This window comes from Plantactinospora endophytica (assembly GCF_016862915.1).
Taxonomy (GTDB): Bacteria; Actinomycetota; Actinomycetes; order Mycobacteriales; family Micromonosporaceae; genus Plantactinospora; species Plantactinospora endophytica.
This window is the reverse complement of sequence record NZ_BONW01000028.1, coordinates 288,744-306,964: the sequence shown is the minus strand read 5'-3', so window position 1 is coordinate 306,964 and position 18,221 is coordinate 288,744. Positions and strand designations below refer to the sequence as shown.

Sequence of the window (18,221 nt, the reverse complement as noted above, 5' to 3'; positions counted from 1 at the left end):
CGAGTTCGAGGAGGCGATCGGGTTCAGCGGTGCCTGCTCGGCAATTCAGGCCACGTCGATCCGGACGGTGAACCGCCTACCCGCCTCGGCCAGGATCTCCAGGCCGGTATCGACCACGCCGAGGCGGACCAGGCCGGGGCCGGGCACCGGCTGGTCACGGTCGGCGTAGTAGATGGCGATCACCTCTGTCTGCGGCCAGAAGTAGATCTCTCCGGGTACGGGACGATGGACCGTGGGGCCGCCCTCGACCGTGAGCCCGTGCGGCAGCCGGCCCGACTTCGCCTGCGCCCACACGTCCTGCAGCCGCACCGTCACCGGCAACATCGCGGTCAGCTGCCGTGCCTGTGGCGTGTCGACAAGCGTCGCGGTGGCGCCCCGGTCGTCAAGCCGCAGCACCACCGGCACGCCCGCCGAGGCGTTCAGCGTGGCCAGCGGCGAACCGAACCTCGTCCCGCCGGGGCCGGCGGTGACCGTGCATCCGGCCAGGACGACGACAAGTGCGGATGCCACGAGGGCTGTTGCTCGGCGGCGGATCGATGGAGCGGCGTATGCGGTCATCCATCCAGCACACCCGGCGGGCCCGGCGTGGAGAAGTCACTGGCGATGGGTGTACTCGCAGTACATCGCAGGTCCCCGGCGCGCGTCGTACCGTCGGTGACGTGGACAACCGAACCGAGGTACGCGAGTTCCTCACCTCACGCCGCGCCAGGATCACACCCGGGCGGGCCGGCCTTCCCGTGTCCGGGCAGCGCCGCGTTCCCGGGCTACGGCGCAGTGAGGTCGCCGCTCTGGCCGGGATGAGCGTGGAGTACTACGCGAAGCTCGAACGCGGCACCCTCGCCGGTGTCTCGGCCGGGGTCCTCGACGCGATCGCCCGCGCCCTGCAACTCGACGACGCCGAACGCGCCCACCTGTTGCGCCTCGCCCACGAGGCCGACGGCAGCAACGCCGTCCTCCGTCCGCGCCGCCGATCGAGGCAGTGGCCGGTCCGGCCCAGCCTGCAACGGTCGCTCGAGGCCATCACCACCGCCCCGGCCATCATCGGCAACAACCGGCTGGACCTGCTCGCCGCCAACCACCTCGGCCGCGCCATGTACTCCGACCACTACACCGCCCCGACCGGCCCGCCGAACTTCGCCCGGTTCACCTTCCTCGACAGCGCAGCCCGTCGCTTCTACCCCGACTTCGACCTGGCCGCGGATATGTGTGTGGCGAATCTACGCACCGCAGCCGGCAAAGACCCGCATGACAAGGGCCTGCACGACCTCGTCGGGGAGCTGTGCACTCGCAGCGACGATTTCCGCCGCCGCTGGGGCGCCCACAACGTCCGCAGCCACGGTACCGGCGTCAAACGCTTCCACCACCACATCGTCGGCAACCTCGAACTCGCCTACGAGAGCATGGATCTACGCGCCGAACCCGACCTCACCATGACCCTCTACACGGCCGAACCCGGCTCCCCGACCGAAGACGCCCTACAACTGCTCGCCTCCTGGGCCGCCGTGCAACACGACGACGGCACCGCGAAAGGAGTACCCATCCCGTAACCCGTCCGACCGCTGTACGTCCAGCAGGTACGTCGTGCGTCCCCGCCCGTCACCGCTCGCGGGTGACACACTCCCGCCGGAGGCGGCCGGTGGCCGCGATCTCGGCGAAGGCGTGAGCGCTGGGCTTGGGAATCCGGGCGAAGCCGTTCTCGCGGTCGACGGTGACGAGACCGAACTTCGGCCGGAATCCTTCGCTCCACTCGAAGTTGTCGAAGGCGGACCAGTGCAGGTAGCCGCGTACGTCGACGCCCTCGGCGCGGGCCTGGGCGAGCGCGGCGAGGTGGGTGTGCAGGTAGTCGACCCGCTCGGCGTCGTCCTCGGTGGCGATGCCGTTCTCGGTGACGTAGAGGGGAAGACCGGTTCGGGCGGCGCGGTGCAGCATCTGGCGCAGCCCGTCCGGGTAGCTGGCCCAGCCCATCTGGGTCCGGCTGAAGCCCTCTGGTGGGTCGGCGAAGAGGGTGGGTGCGGCGGCGTCGACCCACTGCTTGCGGTAGTACTGCACGCCGAGCCAGTCGCCTCGGTCGGGGCCGGTGAGGCCGTCCAGGTACAGGTCGACGATCTCGTGCCGCATCAGGCGGCAGAAGGCGTGGCAGGTCTCGTCGTCCCGGACCGGCGCCAGCAGGGGAAGGTTCACGGCGAGGCCGACCCGGGAGTGCGGTGAGCCGTCGCGGACCGCGCGGACGGCGGCGTGGTGCGCGGCCAGCAGGGTACGCCCGACCCGTTTCCAGAGGACGGGGTTGGTGATCCCGGGCGGGTGGTAGCCCTCCAGGTAGCCGTGTAGGGCCACCATCTGCGGCTCGTTGATGGTGCAGACGTACGGCATCAGGTCGCCGAGTTCGGTGGCGACGTACCGGCAGTAGTGGGTGAAGCGCTCGACGGCGTCGGGGGCGAGCCACCCACCGGCGGCGGCGAACCAGCGCGGCAGCGTGAAGTGGTGCAGGGTCACGAACGCGGTCATGCCGGTGTCGGCGAGCGCGGTCAGCACCCGCCGGTAGTGGCCGACGGCGGCGCGGCTGAACTCGCCGGGGGCCGGTTCGACGCGGGCCCACTCGACGGAGAGGCGGTGGGTGTTGTGGCCGAGGGAGGCCAGCAGGGCGAAGTCGTCGGCGTACCGGTGGTAGTGGTCGACGGCGTCGCCGGAGGACTCCCGGGCGGCGGTGCCCGGGGCGTGTTCGAAGTCCCACCAGTCGCTGTTGACGTTGCCGCCCTCGACCTGGTGTGCGGAGGTGGCGGTACCCCACAGGAAGTCGGCGGGAAATTCGACGCCCACGATGCTCCGATCCGGGAAACGGCGTGGTCTGGCCCGCCAAACGGCGGGCCAGACCGCGCGCTGTTATGCGTTGACGGTGGTGAAGGTGTAGGTGCCCGAGGCGACCCGGTAGACGGCGTACGCGCCGTCGACGCGGACGAAGGCGGCCCGGTCCGGCGTGCCGGCGATCCGGCCGCCCTGGGTCGGTACCCAGACCTCGGCGCTGGTGTTGGTGGGCACGGTGACCGTGAGCCGCAGGAAGCGCGCGTCCTTGCGCCACTCGGCGCGGGCCTCGCCGGCCGGGGTGTGGTAGCTCCCCTTGGCGTAGGTCAGGTCACCGACGACCTTCGGCTGGAAGACCAGCTTCCGGTACGCGGTCGAGCCGGCGGCCTCCCGGATGCCGACGATTCCGCTGTGGAACCACTCCTCGATCTGGGCGAGGATCATGTGGTTCTTCGAGTCGCCGCGGTTCCACCGCTCCCCCATCGTCGTCATGCCGCCCGGGTTGGCGGTGGTGGACTCCATGAAGTAGCCGTAGCTGGGCTGATCGTCCTCCTGGAGCAGGTCCCACAGCACGTCGTCGCGCCCGGCCGCGGCCAGCGCCCGCACGGTCGGCGCCATGCCGATCGTGCCGCCGCTGAAGTGCGGCCCGTCTCCGCTGGGATGGAAGGCGTAGACCAGTTCGACCAGCGCGTCCAGGACGGCGCCGCGCTCGCTGTCCGGGACCAGCCCGGCATCGAGGGCGAGGGCCTGCGCCGACTGGGTGGCGCCGGTGGTGCCGGCGTTGCCGGCCGAGGTGTAGCGGCGCAGCGTGCTGTTGTAGAAGTGGGCGTTGAACGCTGCCTTGATCTCCCCGGCCAGCGCCGCGTACTTCTCGGCGTCGGCGGTGTGTCCGGTCAGCTTCGCCATCATGGCGAGCTTGCTGATCATCACGTAGTACCCCCAGGTACCGGTGATCCGGCCGGAGGTCTGCTCGGCCGAGACCCAGTCGGCGAGGGCGGCGTCGACGATGTGCGCGTCGGCACCGGTGCCGACCTTCTGCCGCTGGATGTAGTCGGCGAACGTGGTCATGTGGTCGTAGTAGCGGGTCATGGTCTGGGTGTCGCCGTAGAGCTCGTAGAGCATCGCCGGGACGAGGATTATCGCGTTGCCCCAGTTGATCTCGTCTCCGAAGCGCCCGCTGTAGCCCCAGTCGTAGACCGGGGTCTTGAGGGCCACGTTGCCGAACATCGGGGTGTCCGCCCGGGACTGTCCCTCGACCAGGTGGTGCATGGTCGTGCGCAGGTACGCGGCGAGCTGATGGTTGCGGTGGATCGCCCCCATCGGCATGGTGTAGTCCGCCGGATAGGAGAGCTTCTCCCGGCCGGGGCAGTCGGTGAAGACCGACATGACGTTGCCGGCGAACGAGTAGCGGGCCATCGTGTTGATCCGGTTGATCCGGGCGTTCGAGGTGACCACCGCACCGGCGACCGGGGTGGCCGCCTGCAGCCGCAGTCCCCTGATCGTGTCCTTCGTCGGTACGTACCCCTCGGGCAGGCCGGTGACCTGGACCCACTGCATGCCGAAGTAGTTGAAGTCCGGATGCCAGGTCTCGCCGCCCGGCAGCCCGGCGCTGGTGTACGTGTTGAACAGGTCGACGCCCCGGCTTCCACCGCCGCCGCGCAGTGACGCCTGGTCGACCGTGCCGTCCGGGGCGAGTGACTCGGCCGGTGACATCCGCACGGTGGTGCCGGCCGGCACGCCCCGCAGGCGCAGCTCGGGCCAGCCGACGATGTTCTGCCCGAAGTCGAAGACCCAGGTGCCGGGGGCGGGATTGGTCATCGCGACCGGGGTGAACGTCTCGACGACCTTGATCGGTTCGGCGGCGCGGGCGACGAGCCTGGTGGCCAGGTTCGGCGGCGGGGCGATACCCGCGTCGATCCAGCCGGTGGCGGTGCCGTCGCGCCGTTTCCCGGTAGCCGACAGGTCGGAGCCGGGCTGGTCCCAGCCGGGCTGCTCGCGGCGGGCGTCGTAGTCGGCGCCGGAGTACCAGGCGTCGGTGACCAGCGGTCCGAGGGCGGCCCGCCAGCGCCGGTCGGAGACGATGACGTCGCTGCTGCCGTTGGTGTAGGAGATTTCCAGCCGGGCGATCAGGCGCGGGGTGACGGCCGCACCCGCGCTCGCGTCGCTGGCCGCGATGTTGTTGCCCGATCCGGTCACCAGCACACCGGCCAGGTGTGATTTGGTCAGCGGCGGGGTGAGGGTGACGCCGGTGCCGTCCGGACCGGCGGTGCCGATCGCGGTGATGACCCGGGATTCGAGGCGGTCGCCGCCCTCGCCGGTGTCGACGTTGATCGTCCCGCCGACGTGGTAGTTGGCGACGTTGTCGAGTTTGACGGTGGTGGTGCCGGCCTCGGCGTCGGCGACCAGAATGCCGCTGCCCTTGAGCTGGCTCTGCCACCACGAGTACGGCGCGGTGCGCCCGACCGCCGGGTTGGTGACACTGCGGCGCACGTACGCGGGTCCGTTGCCGAGCTGTACGCCGAGGGTGTTGCCGCCCCTGCGTAGCTGCTCGGTGACGTCGTAGCCACGGTACTCGCTGGAGAGCTGGTAGTTGGAGTTGCCGGGCGCGAGGACCTCGTCGGTGAGGGTGCGGCCGTTGAGGGTGGGCTTGTGCAGGCCGACGCCGGACAGGTAGAGGCGGGCAGCGGTGACCGTGCGGCGGTGGTCGACGGTGAACTGGCGGGCGAGGATCGGCATCGGCTGGTTCTCGGTGCGGCCGGGGTACTCGATCCAGCGCGCCGAACCCCAGTCGGCCGGCGCGAGCAGACCCATCTCCCAGCCGGACGTCCGGCTCCAGTCGGAGGCCCGTCGGTCGGCGTCCCAGACCCGGACCTGCCACACCACCTGCTGCCGGGAGGCGAGCGGCCGGCCAGCGTAGGCGACGCTTGTCTGCCGGTCGGAGGCCACCTTGCCGGAGTCCCAGAGCAGTCGGCCGCGCCGGAGGTCACGCTCGCTGCCCGCAACCCGGATCTGGTAGGCGGTCTGCCGGTCGCCGGGGCATGCCGCCCGGGAGTGTCGTCGGTGGCACGGGTGGCTCGTGGCGGCCCGGGTCTCGGCGATCTGCCAGCCGAGGGTCGGCGCGGGGTTGTCGATGCCGAGCGGTTCGTCGTGGCGGCCGTCGACCTGTAGGTTGACGGCTTGGACCTGGGGTTGGTCGCTGCTGTGCCCGGCGGCCGGGGCCGGGTGGAGCGCCTGCGACGCGAGCAGGGTCACGCAGACCCCTACGCCCGCCAGCACGCGCCGACGATTCCTGGCTGTTGACACTGGTGCCCTCCCTTGTCGCCGGCCACCTCAGGCGCCGGCGAGTGCCGTCGTACGTCTGATCGGTCGTCCTGGTGGTGCTGTGCGGCGGGCCGCACCAGACCGGTACGGGTGGAGTGCGGGCTGCCCGGTCGGTGCCGTGGAGGTGACCCCGTCGGCGGTGGCGCCGCCGACGGAGCCGGTGCGGTCCGGAGGACGTCGGGGCTAGCTGCCGGACCTGTAGTCGGCGTCCATCGCCGCGAGGACCTTGTCCGCGGTGGACTGGTTGCTGAAGATCTCCTGTAGGCCGGAGAGCATGGTCTGCTGCACCTTGGCGTTGGGCCAGAGCTGGTCCATGAACGGCACCGTCCGGTTGCCCTGGATGAAGGTGTTCAGTTCCGCGATGCCCGGATCGACGGCGGAGCCGCTGTCGGGCAGCGACGGCAGGCTGCCCTGCTTGCCGTTGAACACCTTCATGCCCTCCGGCGACATGACGAAGTTGACGAACTTCAGCGCGAGGTCCTTGTTCTTCGCCTTGGCGTTGACGCCGTAGCCGGCGCCGGCTGCGGCGGGCATGAAGAACGACGCGGGGTCGTCGGTGGCGGGCAGCGGCTTGAGGACGTAGGTGCTGGCCGGGTTCTTGCCCTTGAGTAGGGCGACGACCCAGTTGCCCTGGATGATGCCGAGGGTCTTGCCGGTGGCGGCGAGTTCCTGGCTGGCCTCGTAGCTGGTGCCGAGCGGGTTGCGCTGGAAGCAGCCGCTGGCGTTCATCTCCTGGTATTTCGCCATCGCTGTCGTCCAGGGCGAGTTGGCGAAGCTGGCCTGGCCGGCCTGCATCTTGGTGTCGAAGTCCCGGTCGGCGGCGTGGACGGTGGTGGCGACCAGCGCGTACAGCACCAGTTGGGTGACCCAGTTGTCCTGGATGCCTAGGGCGAACGCGGGGGTGCCCTTGGCGGTGGCCGCCTTGCAGAACGCCAGCAGGTCGGTCCAGGTGCCCGGCGGCTGTAGGCCGACCTTCTGCATGGCCTGTTCGTTGTAGAGGGCGCCGATGCCGTTGAGGCCGAAGAGCGCGTTGTAGGTCCTGCCCTCGTACTGGGCGACGCGGCGGACCGCGTCCGGCAGCTTGGCCGCCCACGGCTGGTCGGACAGATCCAGCAGGTAGCCGGGCTTGGCCAGCACGTACGTGGCGCCGGGGTTGCCGTTGCCCGGCCAGACCGTCATCACGTCCGGCGCGGTACCGGAGGCGAGTTGGGTACGGATCTGCTGCTGGTACTGGTCGGCCCCACTGGTGGTGAAGTTGACCTTCACGCCCGGGTTGGCGGCCTCGAATGCCTTGACGACGTCCTCGATCGAGCCCTGGTCGACCGAGGCGAGGGTGAGGGTCTTGCCGTCGCCGCCGCCGGAGCCGGCGTTGGTGCCGCTGCTGCACGCGGCGAGCAGGCTCGCCACGGTGACGGCGGCTGCCACGGCCGCAAGGGTGCGTATCTTCATGGTGACTCCCATGGGGGGAAGGAGCGGTTAGGTGGTCGCGCCGGGTGCGGTGGCGCTGACGGTGTAGCGGCCGGACGCCAGCCGCAGGGCGACCCCAACGGCTGCCGGCTCGACCCTGAGCACTCCCGGCCGACCGGCCACCGGTGCGCCGTCTTCACGGACGCTGTCCGGGTCGGAGGTCGGGATCTCCAGCAGTGCGGTGCTGCCGGGCGGCACCGTGGCGGTCACGGTGATCCGGCCGTCTTCGATCGACCAGCCGCAGGCGACCCGTCCTCGTACGGTCTCCTGTTCGGCGCGGGCCCAGGTCAGCCGGCCGCCGGGCAGTGGCCGGAGCAGCAGTTCGCGGTACGCCACCGACGACGCGGTCTGGTCGATGCCGGCGACCCGGCCGAAGAGCCAGTCGCCGACGCTGCCGAGGCTGTAGTGGTTGAACGAGTTCATCGCCGGCGACTGGAACCCGGCATGGTCGGTCCAGCCGTCCCAGCGCTCCCAGATCGTGGTCGCGCCGTGCCGGATCGAGTACCCCCAGGACGGGTACTCGTCCTGGTGCAGCAGGGCGTAGGCGAGATCGGCCCGGCCGTGTTCGGCGAGTACCGGGCAGAGCAGCGCTACGCCGACGAATCCGGTACTGAGCCGGTAGTTCCGCTTCTCGACGTCGGCGGCCAGGTGCTCCACCGCCGCCGGTACCAGCCGCTGCGGCAGTAGCCCGAACGCCAGTGCGAGCAGGTAACCGGTCTGGGTGCCGCCCTCGACCGAGCCGTCGTCGTGGACGTACGCGTCGACGAACGCCGCTCGGATTCCGCTGTGCAGGGCCCGCATCTCGGTCGCCTCGTCGTGCCGGCCCAGTACCTGCGCCGCCTGCGCGACGAGGTGGGCGCTGTGCGCGAAGTAGGCGGTCGCCAGCAGGTCCCGAGGTGTGGTCGCGTCGACCTGGAGCCAGTCGCCGTAGGAGTTGCCGGTGCGGTGCCGCCACCGCAGGTCCGGGTTGTGCCGGTGCACGTAGCGGACCCAGCCGAGCATCGCGCCGAAGCTGCGTTCGAGAGCGCGGCGGTCGCCGTACGTGCGCCACAGGTGCCAGGGGATGATCACGCCCGCGTCGCCCCAGGCGGGCGCGGCCTCTCGGGTGACGGAGACGACCGGCGCGACGTCGCGGAACGCGCCGTCGGCGTCCTGCCCGTCGACCACGTCGCGCAGCCAGCGGGCGAAGAACGCGGACACGTCGGCGTTACGGCTGGCGGTGGGCGCGAAGATCTGCGCGTCGGCGAGCCAGCCCAGCCGCTCGTCCCGCTGCGGGCAGTCGGTCGGTACCGCCAGGAAGTTGCCCCGCTGGCCCCAGGTGATGTTCGACTGCAACTGGTCGACCAGCGGGTCGGAGCACTCGAACCGGCCGGTGAACGGCATGTCGTTGTGCAGTACCCGGGCGGTCACGTCGGCGGCCCGCAGTTCGCCCGGGTGGTTGTCGACCTCCAGGTAGCGGAAGCCGTGGAAGGTGAACTGCGGCTCGAACACCTCCACCGGCTCGCCGGCCGTGACGTAGACGTCGGTGGCCCGGGCCCGGCGCAGGTTGTCCAGGTACGGTTCGCCGCCGTCGAGGACCTCGGCGTGGCGCAGCACGATCCGCCGGCCCGGCACCGTGTCGCGCAGGGTGAGGCGGACACGGCCGACCAGGTTCTGACCGAAGTCGACAACGAAGCGGCCCGGTCCGGTCCGCCGCACGTCGACGGCGGGCAGCTCCCGGGTGACCCGGATCGGCTCGTCCGGCTCGGCGACCAGCGGACCGGGCACGGTGTCGAGCACCCCCGCCGGCACGAACCCCTCGGGCCGGCCGACGGTATCCCAGCCCGGGACGTGCTGGCGGGCGTCGACCTGCTCGCCCATCAGCAGGTCCGCGACGCGGATCGCACCCGGACGCTCGGTCCAGCCGGAACCGGTGGCGACCACCTGCCGGGAGCCGTCGGCGAAGTCGACGACCAACTGGGCCAGGAAGGCCGGCTGCTCGCCGTAGTGCCGGGCCGGACGGCGGGCGTCGAAGCCGACGAACCCGCACCACCAGCCGTCCGCCACGATCGCGGCCAGCACGTTGGCGCCCTCGCCCACCTGACCGGTGACGTCGTAGGTCTGGTACTGCTGCCGGTGGTGGTACTCCGTCCAACCGGGCGCGAGTTCCAGGTCGCCGACGCGTACGCCGTTGAGCCGTGGCTGGTAGACGCCGCGGGCGGTCGCGTAGAGCCGGGCGCGCACCGGCGGCCGGGGCAGGTGGAACTCGTGGCGCAGATACAGCGGCGGCGCCACCAGGGAGGACTCGGTCTGCACGTCGTCGCCGGGCGGGTCGGCGTACGGCAGCGCCAGCGGGTCCCGCCCCACCCACCCGGCGGTCCACTCGTCGCGGTGCAGCAGGCCCGTCTCGAACCAGGTCCGGGCCGCCCCGGCCGGGGCGCCGGACTCGTCCCAGACCTCGACCCGCCAGTGGTACCGGGTCGCCGACCGCAGTACCGGGCCGTCCCACTGCACGCCGATGCTGTCCACGCAGTCGCGCCGCCCGCTGTCCCAGACCAGGCGTTCCGGGTCGTCCAGGTCGGCCGCGCGTTCGGCGGCGGTGATCCGGTACGCGGTCTGCGCCGCGCCCCGCCGGGTCGACGCCAGCTTCCAGGACAGCCGTGGGCGTGGCTCCCCCAGGCCGAGCGGCTCGCGTCGCTGCTCCGTCGTCAGGTCGTACGGTGTCATCCCTTGAGTCCTCCGGCGAAGCCGTTGATGATGCTGCGCTGCAACGCGAAGTAGACGGCCAGGATCGGCACGATGCTGATCACGAGCGCGGCGAAGATGAGGTTCCAGTCCGAAACGAACTGCCCGACGAAGCCGGCCAGCGCCACGGGTACGGTCTGCTGGTCGCTGCCGGACAGGTACAGCAGCGGGGTGAAGAAGTCGTTCCACACCGCGATCGCGTTGAGCACCAGGGCGGTCACCGTGATCGGCTTGAGCATCGGGAAGACGACGTACCGGAAGACCTCCAGCGGCCGGCAGCCGTCGATCATCGCGGCGTCCTCGAAGTCACGCGGCAGCGCCCGCATGAAGCCGACGTAGAGGAAGGTGGTGAACGGCACCTGGAGTCCGGCGTAGAACAGGACCAGCGCCCAGACGCTGCCGAGCAGGCCGAGGTCCCGCATCGTCTGGTAGAGCGGCAGCGCGGCGAGCTGGAACGGCAGGATCAGCCCGAGCATGATCAGCAGGAACATCCCGCGTGACCACCTGGCGGTCGCCCGGGCCAGCGGGTACGCGGCCAGCGACGAGACCGCGAGGACGATCAGCACGCTGGCGGTGGTCACCAGTACGCTGTTGGCCAACGCGCCGCCGAGCCCGCCCTCCTGCCACGCCTGGGTCAGGTTGGTAAGCGTCGGGCTGCTGGTCGGCCGGATCGGCGAACCCGTGTCGGAGGTGGGCCGGATCGCCAGGTTGACCAGGACGTATATCGGGAAGGCGACGACCAGCGCGACGGCGATCATCACCATCTCCAGCGCGAAGGTGCGCCAGCGGTATCGGTTCACGACGCCGCCCTCTCGTTGCGGGACAGCACGAAGTACTGGCTGGTCGAGGCGACCGCGACGATGACCGTCAACACGACCGCGAGGGCGATGCTGTAGCCGAACTCGCCGAGGGTGAACGCCTCCTTGTAGATCAGCGTCGAGATCGTGTCGGTGGCGTGCCCGGGGCCGCCTCCGGTCAGCGCGTACACCTGGTCGAACAGCTTGATCCCGCCGATGATGGAGAGCATCAGGTTGATCGTGAACGCCGGTGCGAGCAGTGGGCGGACCACCCACCAGAACCGGCGTACCGGCCCGGTGCCGTCGATCGCGGCAGCCTCGTAGATCTCCTTCGGCACCGACTGCAGCCCGGCTAGGAAGATCACCATCGAGTAGCCGGCGAACTGCCAGACGATCACCCCGACGATCGCCCAGAGTGCCAGTTGCGGGTCACCCAGCCAGTCCTGCCGCCACGACCCCAGGCCGACCGTGCCGAGCAGGCTGTTCACCGCACCGTCCGGTCCCAGCAGGTTGCGCCACAGGTACGCGGTCACGATCGGGGTGATCACCGCCGGGGCGAACAGGAACACCCGCAGCACGTTCCGCGACTTGATCATCGTGTTGACGCCCAGCGCGAGCAGCAGACCGACCCCGTTCTGGATGATGGTGATCGCCACCGCGAGGACCAGGGTGTGCCAGATCGCCTGCCGGGCGTTCGGATCGACGGCCATGTCGGTGAAGTTGCCGAACCCGACCCAGGAGAAGTCCGGGCTCAGGCCGTCCCAGTCGGTGAAGGCGTAGTACACGCCGCGTGCGCTCGGTACCAGCACCACGAAGGCGAACAGCAGCATCGCCGGAGCCGCGAACCACCACGGGGGCGTGCTGCCCGAGCCCGGGCGGCGTTCCCGTCCATGTCTGTCGGGGGAAGTCGTCATGTATCGGATCTACTTCCTTGGAACGTTTCATCCGGGTCGCACCGCCAAGGATCTCGACAGCGCGACAACACGGAGAGTGAGTGGGCAACGTTTTCCAAGATGTTGCGCCTGACCCTAGAAGTTCATCGGTTGGACGTCAAGAGACCGCCCTGTCGGCCGCGAGATGAACCGATTAAACTCCCGGGACAACGTTCCCCACCCCTGGCCGCCCGGAGGAACCCGCATGGATACCCCAGTGGCGCCGTCCCGGCGGATCACCATCGTCGACGTCGCCCAACACGCACAGGTCTCCACGACCGCGGTCTCCAAGGTGCTTCGCAACGCGTACGGCGTGAGCCCGAAGATGCGCGACCGGGTGCGGCAGGCGATCGCCGAACTCGGCTACCGCCCCAATGCCGGCGCGCGGGGCATGCGGGGCCAGACCTACACCATCGGGGTGATGCTGCCCAACATCCGCAACCCGTTCTTCGCCGAGATCCTCGACGGCCTCACCGACCACCTCGCCGACACCGACTACCAGGTCCTACTCGGACCCGGCTGCAACGGCCGGGACGCCGAGGCGAAGGTCACCCACGCCATGATCGACCGCAGCATGGACGGCCTGATCCTCATCGCGCCCATCTCGACCCGCGCCCACCTCGACCACGTCGCCGCCACCGTGCCCACCGTCGTCGTCGGTCGGCACGGCCGGTCGCGGGCCTACGACAGCGTCGCCGACGACGACTTCGCCGGCGCCGCGCTGGTCGTGGACCACCTCGTCGAACTCGGTCACACCCGGATCGCGCACATCGAGCACCACGAGACCGACCGGGACTGCCTCGCCGAGATGCCCAACGCCATCCGCGCCGCCGGCTACCAACAGGCGATGCGCGCACAGGGGCTCGCCGACGAGATCGACATCGCCTCCACCAGCTACAGCCAGGAAGGTGGCTACCTCGGCACCCAGCAACTGCTCGCCCGGCCGGTCCGGCCGACAGCCATCTTCGCCGGCGCGGACATCGTCGCCATGGGCGCTCTCGACGCCATCGCCGAAGCCGGTCTGCGCGTGCCCGAAGACATCTCCGTCGCCGGCTACGACAACACCACCTTCGCCGCCTTCCGCCCGATCTCCCTGACCAGCGTCGACCAGGCCGGTCACCAGATCGGTGCCAACGCCGCCCGGCTACTGCTCGACCGCATCGCCGACCGGCAACGGCCCGCCGCACAGGTCAAGCTCTCCCCCACCCTCGTCACCCGCCGCACGACCGCCCCGCCACCCACGTCGTGACAGCGTCACCTGACCCGGCGGCCGAGGCGCGACGGGTTGCCGTGGGAACGTGGTCGGAGCCACCGGTGCTGCGGAATCGCCCCGTCGACCGGTTGTCGCCGCAAACACCGTCCTGGGGCTTGCCTCGCTGACGACCCGGCGACGGCGGAAGCGAGACCTCCGATGCGAGCGACCGTAGGTAACGTTATCCACTTCTTGGGACCGCCTGACGGTCCCGCCACTCCAACACGCCACATCGTTGCTATATATATCGTGGTGCGATACATATAGCGCATGGAAATCAGCGAGCAGACGTTCCTGATCCTCTCCGCCCTCGCCGACCAACCCCGCCACGGCTACGCCCTGGTGACAGAGGTCGCCCAGATGACCGACGGCAGGATCCGGTTACGCGCTGGCACCCTCTACGGAGCCCTCGACCGCCTCGTCACCCAAGGGCTCATCGCCCCCGACCACGACGAAGTGGAGAACGGCCGGCTACGCCGTTTCTACAGACTTACCGACACGGGCGCAGACGCCATCCGCGCCGAGAGCCGGCGGATGGCCAGCGCGATCCGGCTCGCCGAGGAACGCCTCAACAAGCGGGCCGGCCACAACGCCCCGCGCCTCGGGACCAGCGGATGAGCCCGGACATGAGCCCCCTGGAACGACGATATCGACGGCTGCTGCGCCTACTGCCAGCCACGCACCGCGACGCCCGCGGCGAGGAACTGCTCGGACTGCTGCTGGACCTCGACCACGGCCGCCGACACCCGAGCCGGCACGAGACACTGAACATCATCGCCCTGGCGATCCGGCTGCGACTCACGACGCCCGTCACCACCGCGGCCCTCACCACCGCACTCAGTGCCCTGCTCGTCGCCGCCGGCACCCAGCCCGCCGGTGACACCCTGGACCTGTTCACCGGCGCCGTCCTCGCCACCGACATGCCGGCCGTCATCTCCAGTTGGCCGCAGATAGTCGTTCTCGGCCTGCTGCCCCTCGCACCGCTGATCGCCTGGCTGTGCGGCGCGACCCGGACCGCTTTCACCCTGCAAGCAATATTCCTGACGGTCACCGTCGGTTGGTCCGTCATCGACGTGTTCAGCGGTGCCGGCATGGGAATCAACCCCGGCCAACAACTGTTCGCGTACGCCGCACCGGTCCTGATCTTCGCCCTGCTCGCGATCGCCGACCGCGAGCGGTGGACCGCGCCCCGGCCACGCCTGTTCTGGTGGGCCCTCGTCCCGCTCGGGATCCTCGCCTGGAAAGGCACCGGAGAATGGGGACGCCACGGCGTGTACGTTCTCGACGCCGTGCCGACGGTCATCGGGATCCTCACCGCCGCCACCGCCGCTGTCGGAGCCGCCTTCGCAGTACGCCGCCACCGGCCCGCCGTCATCGTCGGCGTCGGACTCACCGGCTTCGTCGCCGGATGGCTCATCCCCGACCCGCTACTCTCCAACACGGCGATGCGGCACTTCGACGGTCAGCCGCTACCACTGGCAATCCTCATCACGCTGATCGCCGCCACCATGACTGGCATCGATCACCTCGCCCGCCGCCACAAGCCCGAAGTGCGGTCGCTACCACCCGACGAACCCCTGATGCGCTGAACACCAGCGCGCGCGCTTCGGGTGAGACGAGCGGCGACCACGGCAGAGCGGGATCAACCTTCCGCCGTGGTCGCCTTCTCCAGCGATTTCAGGGGCGGCCGCAACGCCAGGTGCCAACCGCCGCCCATCGACGGAACCGCTGGTAGGCGGTCTTCCACAGCGCCTCGACCGGGGCTGCGGCGGGCTCGCCACGAATCAATCCAGCCGCGCCCCACCAGGTCCGCCCAGAACCCTCAGAAGACGCGGGATCATCGCGCCCCTTCACGACTGAGCCGAGTCGGGCTGGGTCGGCCGAGGAGGCGTTGCCCCACTATGCTGCACATGCATTTGTCCTCGCCCGCGCCTGGCCAGCCCGATGGAGCGCATGTGTCCGAACCGCCCGCGGCCGACCGGGAGCCGGTGACCTCCAGGCTCAACACCGACGTGCCGCACACGGCCCGGATCTGGAACTACTGGCTTGGCGGCAAGGACAACTTCGCCGTGGATCGAGAGGTCGGGGACCGGGTCAAGGGCATCTTTCCTGTCGTGATCGAGCTGGCACGCGCCGACCGGCTCTTTCTGGGGCGGGCCGTCCGCCACCTGGTCACCGAGGCGGGGATCCGCCAGTTTCTCGACATCGGCACCGGACTGCCTAGTCAGGACAACACTCACGAGGTCGCGCAGCGGGTGGCACCCGAGGCGCGGATCGTCTACGTCGACAACGATCCGCTGGTGCTGGTACACGCGCGTGCCCTGCTTACCAGTTCCCCGCAGGGTGCCACCGACTACATCGACGCCGACCTGCACGACCCGGACGCCATCCTGCGGAGGGCGGCCGACACGCTGAACTTCGGCGAGCCGGTGGCGATCATGCTGCTCGGCGTCATGCACTTCATCAGCGACGACGACGAGTTGCAGCAGATCATCGACCGGCTGCTTGCCGCCGTGCCGTCCGGAAGCTACGTGGCCGTGGCCAACACCACCACGGCGGTCAACGGTGCGGCCACCGCCGAGGCGGTCCGGGTGTGGAACATCGATGCACAGCCGAAACTGAAGCTGCGGACCCCGGAGCGGATCGCCCGGTTCTTCACCGGCCTTGAGGTCGTGGAGCCGGGCTGGGTCTCGTGCTCACGATGGCGTCCGGAACCACAGGACGACGGCAGTCTTCCGGCCGAGGTCGACCAGTGGTGCGGGATCGTCCGCAAACGCTAGGTGCTCAGATGTTCGGCGGCTTGACCATGTCCACGCAGCCAGTGCCACTGTCCGACCAGCCCAAAGGCCGACTGTCGTCGCAACAGGCATGAGGAACCCGGCTACGTCCACCGGTAGCGTCGGTTCCACCCGGCCCCGATCAGATGCCCGGATCCTGCCGCTGCCCGTGGCGCGGCGCCCTGGTGCTTTGACCACCAACGTTGGTTGTCAGGAGTCGTCGCCGGGTCAGGTCGAGCGGTCGGTTCGGGGGACGACCGGGTCGATGGGCTGACCGGGGCCGTTTCGGCCTCGAACTCCGCTCGGCGAGGTCGAAACTGCTGTCACACATGCCGCAGGTGGCACAGCCAAAAGCGGCGTGCCACAAGGAGCCTGAGTCGTCACGCTCTGCGAACTCTTCCGGTGTCGGTCGACATCGAGATGAGCCGACGAGCGCCTGGTACGGAGGCAGCGCGTGTCTCGACGTTCGGTCAGGAACGAAGAAGCCGGAGCGGCGACAAGCACGTAGCGTGACCTGTGGCGACAGCACCACGAGACCGTGACATCGAAGGAGCAAACCATGGCAACCACTGGCGTACGCACGATCCTTTACCCGGTCCGGAATCTGGCGGAGGCCAAGGAACTGTTCACCCGCCTCGCTGGGCGCGGGCCCGTGGCCGACAGCCCCTACTACGTCGGCTACGACCTCGACGGGCAGCACATCGGCCTCGTCCCGAACGGTCACGACGCTCAGAACATGACCGGTGCCACGGCCTTCTGGCATGTCGACGACATCGAAGCGAGCGTCAAGATGGTGCTCGACGCCGGTGGCACGACGCAACAGGAGATCCACGAGGTCGGCAACGGACGCCGTGTCGCCGCAGTCGTCGACGCCGAGGGCAACGTGCTCGGCTTCGTCCAAGACGCCTGAGCCCGTACGCGACGCACCGGCCAACCGGCGCGCACCCGGCTGGCCGGCGGCGCCGCTCCGCTGCTGCGACGAGTACGCCTTCGCGACTTTCTCCAGCGCGCGCTGGGAACGCCGGTTCTCCGGGCCGACGAGAGACACCATCCGCATGAACTGGCCGGGTCCTGACCCGACATGCACCGGGCCCCGCCGGCGATGCGGCGAGGCCCGGTGTGCCGAGGGACAGGGGTCAGTTGCAGATGGTGCCGTTGAGGGTGAACGGTGCCGGCGTGCCGGGGGAACCGTTCGCGGTGAAGCCGAAGTTGACGGCGCCGCCGGTCGGGATGCTGGCGTTGTCGTTTTCGTTGGTGACGGTCACCGCCGGGCCGGCCTGCTGGAAGACGCCGTTCCAGTGACCCTGGACGAGTTGCCCGCCGGGGAACGCCCAGCCCAGCGACCAGCCGTTGATGGCCGGGCCGTCGTTGTAGACGGTGACGATGGCGGCGTAGCCGGTGCCCCACGAGTCGCTGACGACGAAGGAGACCCGGCACGTGCTGGCGATCGCCGTCGCCGGCACGAGGTTGCCGTAGTCGTCGCGTGCGGTCGCGAAGTCCTGGAACCCGAAGCCCGGTCCGGCCGACCGGGTGGTGGTGCCGGCGGCGAGCACGGTGCCGTCGGGATTGACGGCGTAGACCGGGCCGCCACTGTCGCCGCCCCGGGCGGCCTCGTCGCCGTCGAGTTGGGTGGCCTCGACGAGGTCCTCGATGTCGTCGTAGTGGAAATCGACCCGCAGGTTGCAGACAGGACCGCCGATCTCACCGGCAGAGGTGTACCCGGACTGGCACAGCAACTGGCCGGGGAAGACCTCGGTCCAGCCGACGACCTGGGCGCGGACCTCGTCGTGCTGACCGCCGACGTAGAGGTGGTCATCGGGTACCGACGTCGAAATGATCATTGTGTCGTGGTCGTCGTTGCTGTCGACCGCGTAGCCGACCAGCGTGCCGGTGCCGGTGTTCGTGTTCCAGCCGACGTGCCAGGGCGAGCCGATGGCTCCGCAGTGTTCGGCGGTGAGAACGTAACCGGCGTCGGTGTCCGCGTCGCGTACGCCAAAACCGGCGGTACACCCAGGGGTGGTGAACCCGATGCCCGCTCCGCCGTCGAACGGCCCGGAGTCGTTGGCCCGAGACCGTTCGACCATCCGGTCGCGTTCGAGGAAGCTGGTACGCACGCCGGTGGCCGGAGTCAACTTGCCGGCGGCCCTGCCGG

14 protein-coding genes are annotated in these 18,221 nt (G+C 69.9%); 6 read left to right on the top strand and 8 right to left on the bottom strand.

From position 1 onward, the window contains the following. Positions 1-45: 45 nt before the first annotated feature. The gene (locus Pen02_RS27280; protein ID WP_203868965.1) at positions 46-510 is read right to left on the bottom strand and encodes a cyclophilin-like fold protein; all 465 of its coding nucleotides are present in this window, start codon (positions 508-510) and stop codon (positions 46-48) included. A gap of 149 nt (positions 511-659) precedes the next feature. On the opposite strand from Pen02_RS27280, the gene Pen02_RS27275 reads away from it, so the two are divergent. Then, positions 660-1,547, top strand: coding sequence for a helix-turn-helix transcriptional regulator (locus Pen02_RS27275; protein ID WP_203868964.1), 888 nt, complete (start codon positions 660-662; stop codon positions 1,545-1,547). Between the two features lie 49 nt (positions 1,548-1,596). Here the strand turns inward: Pen02_RS27275 and Pen02_RS27270 are convergent, their stop codons facing one another. The 6 genes from Pen02_RS27270 to Pen02_RS27245 all read right to left on the bottom strand — a co-directional run bounded on the left by Pen02_RS27270 (position 1,597) and on the right by Pen02_RS27245 (position 12,022). Beyond that, positions 1,597-2,817 (bottom strand): glycoside hydrolase family 1 protein, encoded by a 1,221-nt coding sequence (locus Pen02_RS27270; protein ID WP_239141350.1) that lies wholly within the window; start codon positions 2,815-2,817, stop codon positions 1,597-1,599. 63 nt (positions 2,818-2,880) lie between these two features. Further along, on the bottom strand, positions 2,881-6,075 hold the full coding sequence (locus Pen02_RS27265) for an alpha-L-rhamnosidase (RefSeq protein WP_203868963.1): 3,195 nt from the start codon (positions 6,073-6,075) through the stop codon (positions 2,881-2,883). Positions 6,076-6,303: 228 nt separating this feature from the next. Then, the gene (locus Pen02_RS27260; RefSeq protein WP_203868962.1) at positions 6,304-7,569 is read right to left on the bottom strand and encodes an ABC transporter substrate-binding protein; all 1,266 of its coding nucleotides are present in this window, start codon (positions 7,567-7,569) and stop codon (positions 6,304-6,306) included. Between the two features lie 27 nt (positions 7,570-7,596). Further along, entirely contained in the window at positions 7,597-10,293 is a 2,697-nt protein-coding gene (locus Pen02_RS27255; protein WP_203868961.1) for an alpha-L-rhamnosidase, read from the bottom strand. Further along, the gene (locus tag Pen02_RS27250; RefSeq protein WP_203868960.1) at positions 10,290-11,111 is read right to left on the bottom strand and encodes a carbohydrate ABC transporter permease; all 822 of its coding nucleotides are present in this window, start codon (positions 11,109-11,111) and stop codon (positions 10,290-10,292) included. The genes Pen02_RS27255 and Pen02_RS27250 overlap by 4 nt, the downstream gene beginning before the upstream one ends. Continuing rightward, on the bottom strand, positions 11,108-12,022 hold the full coding sequence (locus Pen02_RS27245; protein WP_203868959.1) for a carbohydrate ABC transporter permease: 915 nt from the start codon (positions 12,020-12,022) through the stop codon (positions 11,108-11,110). The genes Pen02_RS27250 and Pen02_RS27245 overlap by 4 nt, the downstream gene beginning before the upstream one ends. 223 nt (positions 12,023-12,245) lie before the next feature. Here Pen02_RS27245 and Pen02_RS27240 point away from each other — a divergent pair, with 223 nt between their 5' ends. From Pen02_RS27240 to Pen02_RS27220, 5 genes are all read left to right on the top strand, one after another. Further along, positions 12,246-13,289: a LacI family DNA-binding transcriptional regulator gene (locus tag Pen02_RS27240; RefSeq protein ID WP_203868958.1), complete on the top strand. Its 1,044-nt coding sequence runs from the start codon at positions 12,246-12,248 to the stop codon at positions 13,287-13,289. Positions 13,290-13,562: 273 nt separating this feature from the next. Beyond that, complete coding sequence (locus Pen02_RS27235; RefSeq protein WP_203868957.1) at positions 13,563-13,910, top strand: PadR family transcriptional regulator; 348 nt, start codon at positions 13,563-13,565, stop codon at positions 13,908-13,910. Positions 13,911-13,918: 8 nt separating this feature from the next. Next, the gene (locus Pen02_RS27230) at positions 13,919-14,881 is read left to right on the top strand and encodes a hypothetical protein (protein WP_203868956.1); all 963 of its coding nucleotides are present in this window, start codon (positions 13,919-13,921) and stop codon (positions 14,879-14,881) included. A 366-nt stretch (positions 14,882-15,247) separates the two neighbouring features. Continuing rightward, on the top strand, positions 15,248-16,072 hold the full coding sequence (locus tag Pen02_RS27225; RefSeq protein WP_239141348.1) for an SAM-dependent methyltransferase: 825 nt from the start codon (positions 15,248-15,250) through the stop codon (positions 16,070-16,072). A gap of 556 nt (positions 16,073-16,628) precedes the next feature. Further along, positions 16,629-16,979, top strand: coding sequence for a VOC family protein (locus Pen02_RS27220; protein ID WP_203868954.1), 351 nt, complete (start codon positions 16,629-16,631; stop codon positions 16,977-16,979). Positions 16,980-17,205: 226 nt separating this feature from the next. On the opposite strand, the gene Pen02_RS27215 is transcribed toward Pen02_RS27220, so the two are convergent. Continuing rightward, complete coding sequence (locus Pen02_RS27215; RefSeq protein ID WP_239141347.1) at positions 17,206-18,183, bottom strand: cellulose binding domain-containing protein; 978 nt, start codon at positions 18,181-18,183, stop codon at positions 17,206-17,208. Positions 18,184-18,221: the final 38 nt, after the last annotated feature.

Coding starts and splice junctions, on each gene's coding strand:
- Pen02_RS27260 (WP_203868962.1), bottom strand. CDS start 7,569: ATGAAGATACGCACCCTTGCGGCCGTGGCAGCCGCCGTCACCGTGGCG.
- Pen02_RS27255 (WP_203868961.1), bottom strand. CDS start 10,293: ATGACACCGTACGACCTGACGACGGAGCAGCGACGCGAGCCGCTCGGC.
- Pen02_RS27245 (WP_203868959.1), bottom strand. CDS start 12,022: ATGACGACTTCCCCCGACAGACATGGACGGGAACGCCGCCCGGGCTCG.
- Pen02_RS27240 (WP_203868958.1), top strand. CDS start 12,246: ATGGATACCCCAGTGGCGCCGTCCCGGCGGATCACCATCGTCGACGTC.
- Pen02_RS27235 (WP_203868957.1), top strand. CDS start 13,563: ATGGAAATCAGCGAGCAGACGTTCCTGATCCTCTCCGCCCTCGCCGAC.
- Pen02_RS27230 (WP_203868956.1), top strand. CDS start 13,919: ATGAGCCCCCTGGAACGACGATATCGACGGCTGCTGCGCCTACTGCCA.
- Pen02_RS27220 (WP_203868954.1), top strand. CDS start 16,629: ATGGCAACCACTGGCGTACGCACGATCCTTTACCCGGTCCGGAATCTG.